Raw genomic sequence first — 6,841 nt, 5'->3', positions numbered from 1 at the left:
CGTGCCACACCAGCACGTGCCGCGACTCTCGCGCAACGACACACGCACCCCCGCGCGGCAACGCCTTGCGCTGCTCATTCATGCGCGCCGCTCTACTCCGCTCGGAAAGTCCACAAGATCGCGTCTGGCCGAGCTGTCGGCGTCGGACATAGGCGGTATGTCGTGTCCTTCTGACCGCTGGGTGGTCCCGGGTGTGGAAGCGCTGCCCATCAGGCGGTGCGGGACGACGACCCAGCATCCGAGAGCATCGACCACCCTGCGGGAGGTCGATGGCGTCGTCCTGGCCCGGTGGGCGGGGTGGGGTTGCGAGCTTGGGCCGGGCCCGCCCGCCGCGGGCGCGCGGAGGGTGAGTGGCACCTGCCGGAACCGAGTGCCACGAGAGCGCGCCGGCGCGTACCGAAAGATCTTCCGCGCGAAAGCGTCCCGCCCTCCGTGCGAGGCAGCCTCGAAAAGATCTCTAGAGGGTCGAGTACGACCAGCTGACGGCCTTGCCGTCGGCGAACGGCATGACCCCGTGAAAGATCGGCGGGGAGTCGGCGAAGACGAGCGGCAGGAAATGCCGGTCCGACTCCCACATCGGGATGTTTCCGGACAAAACGTCGGCTATCGGCATCCAGTGCAGGCTGCCCTCGTCGTTCGAGGCCAGCGGCGTGCCGGAAAAGGCAAAAACCCGGAACAGGAAGCCGAACCAGTTACCGCCGTCCCGGCCGAAGCCCGGCCAGGAGATCGTGCCCGCGAAGTCGAGCGCCGAGCACTCGATGCCGGCCTCCTCGCGGATCTCCCGGCGCATGCAACTGGCCACGTCCTCGCCGGGCTCGACCTTGCCGCCGAGCCCGTTGTAGTAGCCGAAGTGGATGTCGTCCGGCCGGGCGTCCCGCCGGATCATCAGGATGTCCTTCTGATCGGCCGAGAAGACGTAGCCGAGGGTCGCGAGCGTGGCCTGCAAGTCAGCGCGCCAGCAGGGTGAAGAGGGCTTCCCAGCGATCGATGATGCTGTCCGGCGACAACCTCTTGACCGACTGCTGGCCGGCCTCGCCCAGGCGTACGCGCAGATCCTTGTCCTTGATCAGACGTTCCAGGGCGGCCGCCATGCCGGGCACGTTGCCGGGTGTCACCACCAGACCGCCGCTGACCTCGTCGTCGATCAGTTCACGGATGCCCGGCGCGCAGTCGAAGGCGACCGTCGGCAGCCCGTACGCCATGGCCTCCATCACCGCGATGGGGAAGCCCTCCTCGCGCGACGGAAGTGCGTAGATCGAGGCCGCGCTCAGTGCGGCGTCGATGTTGTCGGTCTGGCCCTGGAAGATCTGCGCGTCGTCCAGGCCCAGCTCGCGGGCCTGCAGGCGGAGCGCCTCCTCGTCCGGGCCGGACCCGAAGACCTTCAGGCGCCAGTCCGGATAGTGCGGCCCGACCAGCGCCCACGCCTCCAGGAGCATGTCGATGCCCTTGTCGTGGGAGAGCCGGCGCAGCGTGACGACGGTCTTCTCGTCCAGCGTGGGCAGCGTCGTCGGCTTGGTCATCAGCGGGTTGGGCATGGCGCCCACGTTGGTCATCCCGGCCCGCGCCCACGAGTCCGCGTCGGCGTCGGTGAGGGCCAGGTGGATGTCGAGGTCCTCGTAGTAGATGCGGGCCCGGTTGTAGCGGGTGCTGTTCTTGCTGGCCTCGAACGACTCGTGGGACATGCCGATGGTGATCAGCCCGGTGGTGTCGGCCTTCGCCACCCATTCGCCCGCCCACACCTGCGCGGCGATCACCACGCCGCCCGGCCGTGCCTGGCGGAACATCTCGGTCAGCCGGCGCGCCCCCTCGGCCTGCTGCCGCGCCCGGCTGCGCCGGCGCAGCGGCCGCGACAGGCCTTTCTTCAACCGCGGCAGGTGGTGGTCATGCAGGGTGATGATTTCGTACGGCTTGTTCGAGCCGTAGTCACGCGGGACCGACGCCGGTTCCACGCCGATCAGCCGCACCCGGTGGCCCCGGGCGGAGAACAGCCCGGACACGTCGTGCGCCCACTGCTGGAGGCCGCCGAGCTCGTCGACGGCGTTGGTGACGATGAAGATGTCCCGGGGCTCAGCCACGGCGCGCTCCCTGGGTTCCCTGGACGAAGAAACGGTCGACGACGGCCTTCGCCGCGTTGCCGTTGTCGTACTCGCCGAACCGGGCCACGAAGGCGCGGTGGCGTTCGGCGTACCGGTCCTTGAGCTCGTCCAGGTCGGCGAGCGCCGCGAACAGCTCGTCGCCGGTGCGGGTCAGCGGGCCCGGCGCGACCTCGGCGAGGTCGAAGTAGGAACCGCGGCTGCTGCCGACGTAGTGGTCGTAGTCCGGCACGTGGAAGATCAGCGGCCGGTCCAGGAGGGCGTAGTCGAACATCAGCGACGAGTAGTCGGTGATCACCGCGTCGGCGATCTGCATGAGCGGGGTCACGTCGTGCACGTTGGCCACGTTGCGCACCGAGTGGGCGTACGCCGGGGGCAGCGCGAACGAGACCAGGTAGTGCGGGCGGACCAGCAGGACGTACTTGTCGCCGAACCGCTCGACGAACTCGTCCAGGTCGAACGGCAGTTCCAGACCGGTGTTGATCTGGTCGGGGCGGAACGTCGGAGCGTACAGCAGGACCTTGCGGTCGTCGGTCAGCTTGAGCTGCTGCCGCAGGGCGGCGACCTCGTCGGCGTTGTCCTGCCGGATCAGCACGTCGTTGCGGGGGTAGCCGACCCGCATCAGCTCGGCGTGCACCCGCATGCCCTTGGTGAGCGTGCGGGCGTCGTGCTCGGTGCGGGCCAGGAAGACGTCGAAGCGGTCGATCGCGTCCTGCAGTTTCTGCTGCTGGCCGGAGGTCTGCGCCTTGATCTGCGCCTCGTCGAAGCCCATCCGCTTGAACGCCGAGCCGTGCCAGGTCTGGATGTACGTCGTACCGGCCCGTTTGCGCAGGTCGTGCGGGAAGCCCTGGTTGTCGACCCAGTACCGGGCGCGGCCGAGTTCGCGCAGGTAGGCGTACGACTGGCGGCGGACCAGTTTCACGTCGGCCGGGAAGCCGTTGGGGTGGTCACCCGCGTACGCCCAGACCGCCCGGAACGGCGCCCCGGAGCGCTTGAGCTCCTCGTAGATGGCCCGCGGGCTGTCCGAGTACTGCTTGCCCATGTGGCTCTCGAACACGACCGTCCGCTTGCTGATCGGCATCCGCGAGAAGACGTTGTCGTACCAGGCGAGCTTGGTCTTCCGCTTGTTCAGCCGCTCCTTGAGGTCGCGGCGCGCGGTGCCGGCCTTGCCCCAGAGCCGGGCGCCCAGCGGCTGCGAGCGCAGCTTGTTGATGGCGTCGCCGCCGGCCTTGGCCCGCTTGCCCTCGGCGGCCAGCCGCAGGGCGATGTTGCCCTTGTCCGTGCGGTACGCCTCGAGCCGGTCGGCGACCAGCCGGGACAGCACCGGCTTGACCGGAAGGCTCAACTCGCCGGTCAGCTCCGGGGTGGCGAACAGGTTCACGTCGACGGTCTCACCGGCCGCCTTGACCCGCAGCACGAACGAGTAGATCGGGTCGACGAACCCGATCGGCCGTGGCGCCTGCTCCGGCGTGACGGTCGCGGTCCAGGTGAGTTTCGTGCCGGCCGGCTCGATCGTGGCCTTCACGCTGAACTGGCGCCGGCGGTTGCCCCGGGCCCAGGTGACCAGGGAGGCCTTGGGTTTCTGCAGCCGGCCGAGCGGGTTGGTGATGACGCCGCTGAGGGTGACCGAGCCGCCGTCCCGGCGCACCGCGGTGAGGGTGCTGCCGAGTCGTAGCTTGGCCAGCGGAAGATCCTGGAAGCCGAGTTCGGTGACGTCGAGCACCTCGCGGCCGAGCGGGTCGTCGAGGTGCCGGTCGCACCAGAAGATCCGGCCGTCCTGGACCACCGGCGTGGTGGTCAGGCGGCCGCGGTTGTCCTTGCCGGCCAGATAGTCGTGGGCGGTGGCGACGCCCTCGGCGTCACCCTCCCGCACCATGTACGCGGCGATCGCGGGCAGCGGCTTGGCCTGCTTGAACGCTTCCGGGCCGATGCCGCGGACGTACGGCTGGGCGATGTCGAGCATCTGCTGCTGGGTGGCCTCGGGCAGCTCGCCGAAGCCGGTCAGGTGGGTGCGCAGGTCGTTCTCGATGAACCGGATGTCTTTCTGCAGCCGCAGCTCGGGGGTGCCGTAGCGGGCCATCAGATCATCGATCTTCCGGGTGACCGCGATCCGGTCGGTGAGGTTGCGGACGTCCCGGGCCCGGTTGGTGATGGAGAGCGTGGCCGCCCCCCGCTCGACCATCCAGTTGTAGACCCGCTGCGGGATGATCGCGATCTTCTTGGCGGTCAGATAGGCGTGCGCCGAGAAGACGTTGTCCTCGTAGTAGCGGTCCTCCAGGAAGACCAGGTTTTCCCGCTTCAGGAAGTCGTGCCGGTAGAGCTTGTTGGTGGACAGCACGTCGTAGAGCAGCTCGGGCTCGTCCCGCAGCGACTCGTAGACCACCTTGTCCTTGACCAGCCACGGCATCCAGGAGGTTTCCTTGCCGGTGGCCACGTCGATCCGGACGCAGCGGCCGACGACCATGTCGGCGCCGGACTCCTCGGCCATCGCCACCAGGTTGCGGCAGGCGTGCCGGTCGAGCGTGTCGTCGCTGTCCAGGAACATGATGTAGCGGCCGCGGGCCTGGGCGACGCCGGCGTTGCGCGGTGCGCCGCAGTGTCCCGAGTTGGCCGGCAGCCGGATGAACTGGACGTCGTCCGGATGCTGGGCGGCGAGGCGCTCCATGACCCGCGGGGTGTCGTCGGTGCTGTGGTCGTCGACGACGATGACTTCGCGACTGCGCAGCGACTGATCGAGCACGGATTGCACCGCTGTCTCGATCCGCGCGGCATCGTTGTAGACGATGACCACAACCGTGACGTCTGGCCGGGGGTGGGACGAGGTCACGGAGACGTGTCCTTTCGACAGAGGGCCGCGGCGGCAGCATCATAGGTTAAAGCTGTGTGTCCTTAAAAATTACCTGTGCGCGGTAGCGGTCGCCCGTCTGGCTGAGGGCGGGCTCCGTCACGTCCGCTAACCTCGTCTGCGGACCGGGATCGATCGAAAGGGACATTTCGTGAAGGTGCTCATCGCCGGCGGTGCGGGATTCATCGGGAGCACGGTCGCGTCGTGCCTGATCGATGCCGGGCATCAGCCGGTAATCCTCGACAATCTGGTCACCGGGCGCCGGGAGTTCTGCGAGGGCCGTCCGTTCTACGAGGGTGACATCGCCGACCCGGCCATTCTCGACCGGATCTTCGACGAGCACCCGGACATCGAGTCGGTCGTGCACTGCGCGGCGCTGATCGTGGTGCCCGATTCGGTGGCCCGCCCGATCCACTACTACCGGGAGAACGTCGCGAAGACGCTCGAGCTGGTCGACCACCTGATCGCCAAGGGTGTCACCCGGCTCGTGTTCAGCTCCTCGGCCTCGATCTACGAGCCGAACGACGAGTTCAGCGTCGACGAGAGCTCGGCCCTCGCGGCCCAGAGCCCGTACGCCCGGACCAAGCTGGTCGTCGAGCAGATGCTCACCGACGTCACCGCGGCCACCCCGCTGCGGGTGCTCTCGCTGCGCTACTTCAACCCGATCGGCTCCGACCCGAAGATGCGGACCGGCCTCCAGGTCCCGTCGCCGAGCCACGCGCTGGGCAAGCTGATCGAGGCGCACCGCGAGGGCGTGCCGTTCAACATCACCGGCGTCGACTACCCGACCCGGGACGGTTCCGGCATCCGCGACTACGTGCATGTCTGGGACCTGGCCGGCGCGCACCTGCGGGCGCTCGAGGTCTTCGACAGCCTGTTCGCCGACGGCAACTACAACGTGATCAACCTGGGCACCGGGACCGGCACCACGGTCCGCGAGTTCGTCGACGCCTTCAACGAGGTCGTCGACCAGCCGGTGGCCGTGGTCGAGGCGCCCCGTCGCCCGGGTGACCAGGCCGGTGCCTACACCCGCAGCACCCGCGCGGCCGACCTGCTGGACTGGCGGGCCGAGCACACCGTGGTGGAGGGCATCCGGGACACGCTGGCCTGGTTCGAGCAGCGCGACAAGATCCTCGGCTAGTTGAGAAGACGAGCGGACGGTCTTTCGACCCGACCTGGCGATCGTGGTGCGTGACTGGGGCCACTATCGTTGCGTCCCATGACCTCCATTCCGCTCGCCGAGGAACTTCTTCTCCTCGCCTACGACGACCGGACCGGTAAGGCAACCGGTTCCCGCATCGGTCTCGATCTCGGCATGGCCGCGGCTGTGCTGGTCGATCTGGCCCTGGTGGGGCGGGTCGCCTATGTCGACGGCTTCCTGAAGGCGGTCGATCCGACCCCGATCGGTGACCCGATCGCCGACGCGGTGCTGGCCAGGGTCGCCGAGGACGAGCCGCACACGCCGGCCCAGTGGCTGCAGCGGCTCCGCCACCGCCTGCGCACCCGGGTCCTGGAAGACCTGGTGTCCCGCGGCGTGATCCAGGACGTGGACGAGACCCAGATGGGCGTCATCCACGTGCACCGCTTCCCGACCACCGACCACGCCTTCGAGGCCGAGATCCGGGGGCGGCTCGCCGCGGCACTGACCAGCGAGGCCCTCTGCGACGAGCGCACCGCCGCGCTGGCCACGCTGCTCTGCGCCACCCGGATGGAGCCGGCGCTGCGGCTTCCGCCCGAGGAGACCGCCCGGGCGCACGACCGTCTCGAGCAGATCGCGGCGGGCGCCGGCTTCTCCGGCTCGGCCAATCTCGAGGACTCGATCGTCCGTCCGGCGGTCGCCCTCGTCGTCGCCACCCTCGGCAAGGCCATCGCGGTCTCCCTGGGCGCCCCCAAGCCGGCCTGA

General features: G+C 68.9%; 5 protein-coding genes. 2 read left to right on the top strand and 3 right to left on the bottom strand.

The genetic code is table 11. The features are described 5' to 3' along the window. Positions 1 to 457 precede the first annotated feature (457 nt). Genes Ato02nite_RS15645 through Ato02nite_RS15635 form a run of 3 tightly spaced genes read right to left on the bottom strand, consistent with a single transcriptional unit; the run spans position 458 to position 4,920 of the window. A complete protein-coding gene (locus tag Ato02nite_RS15645; RefSeq protein ID WP_213007246.1) occupies positions 458 to 946 on the bottom strand; it encodes an NUDIX hydrolase in 489 nt (162 codons plus the stop codon). Position 947: 1 nt separating this feature from the next. Continuing rightward, on the bottom strand, positions 948 to 2,075 hold the full coding sequence (locus Ato02nite_RS15640; protein ID WP_213007245.1) for a glycosyltransferase: 1,128 nt from the start codon (positions 2,073 to 2,075) through the stop codon (positions 948 to 950). After that, positions 2,068 to 4,920 carry a bifunctional glycosyltransferase/CDP-glycerol:glycerophosphate glycerophosphotransferase gene (locus Ato02nite_RS15635; RefSeq protein ID WP_213007244.1) on the bottom strand — a complete coding sequence of 951 codons (2,853 nt, stop codon included), beginning with the start codon at positions 4,918 to 4,920 and terminating at the stop codon, positions 2,068 to 2,070. The genes Ato02nite_RS15640 and Ato02nite_RS15635 overlap by 8 nt, the downstream gene beginning before the upstream one ends. A gap of 169 nt (positions 4,921 to 5,089) precedes the next feature. Between Ato02nite_RS15635 and galE the strand changes: the two genes are divergently transcribed. Further along, complete coding sequence (galE, locus tag Ato02nite_RS15630) at positions 5,090 to 6,079, top strand: UDP-glucose 4-epimerase GalE (protein ID WP_213007243.1); 990 nt, start codon at positions 5,090 to 5,092, stop codon at positions 6,077 to 6,079. Positions 6,080 to 6,157: 78 nt separating this feature from the next. Beyond that, on the top strand, positions 6,158 to 6,841 hold the full coding sequence (locus tag Ato02nite_RS15625) for a GOLPH3/VPS74 family protein (RefSeq protein ID WP_213007242.1): 684 nt from the start codon (positions 6,158 to 6,160) through the stop codon (positions 6,839 to 6,841).

It is taken from the genome of Paractinoplanes toevensis, assembly GCF_018332695.1.
Lineage (GTDB): Bacteria > Actinomycetota > Actinomycetes > Mycobacteriales > Micromonosporaceae > Actinoplanes > Actinoplanes toevensis.
This window is presented reverse-complemented; position numbering and strand designations above follow the sequence as displayed.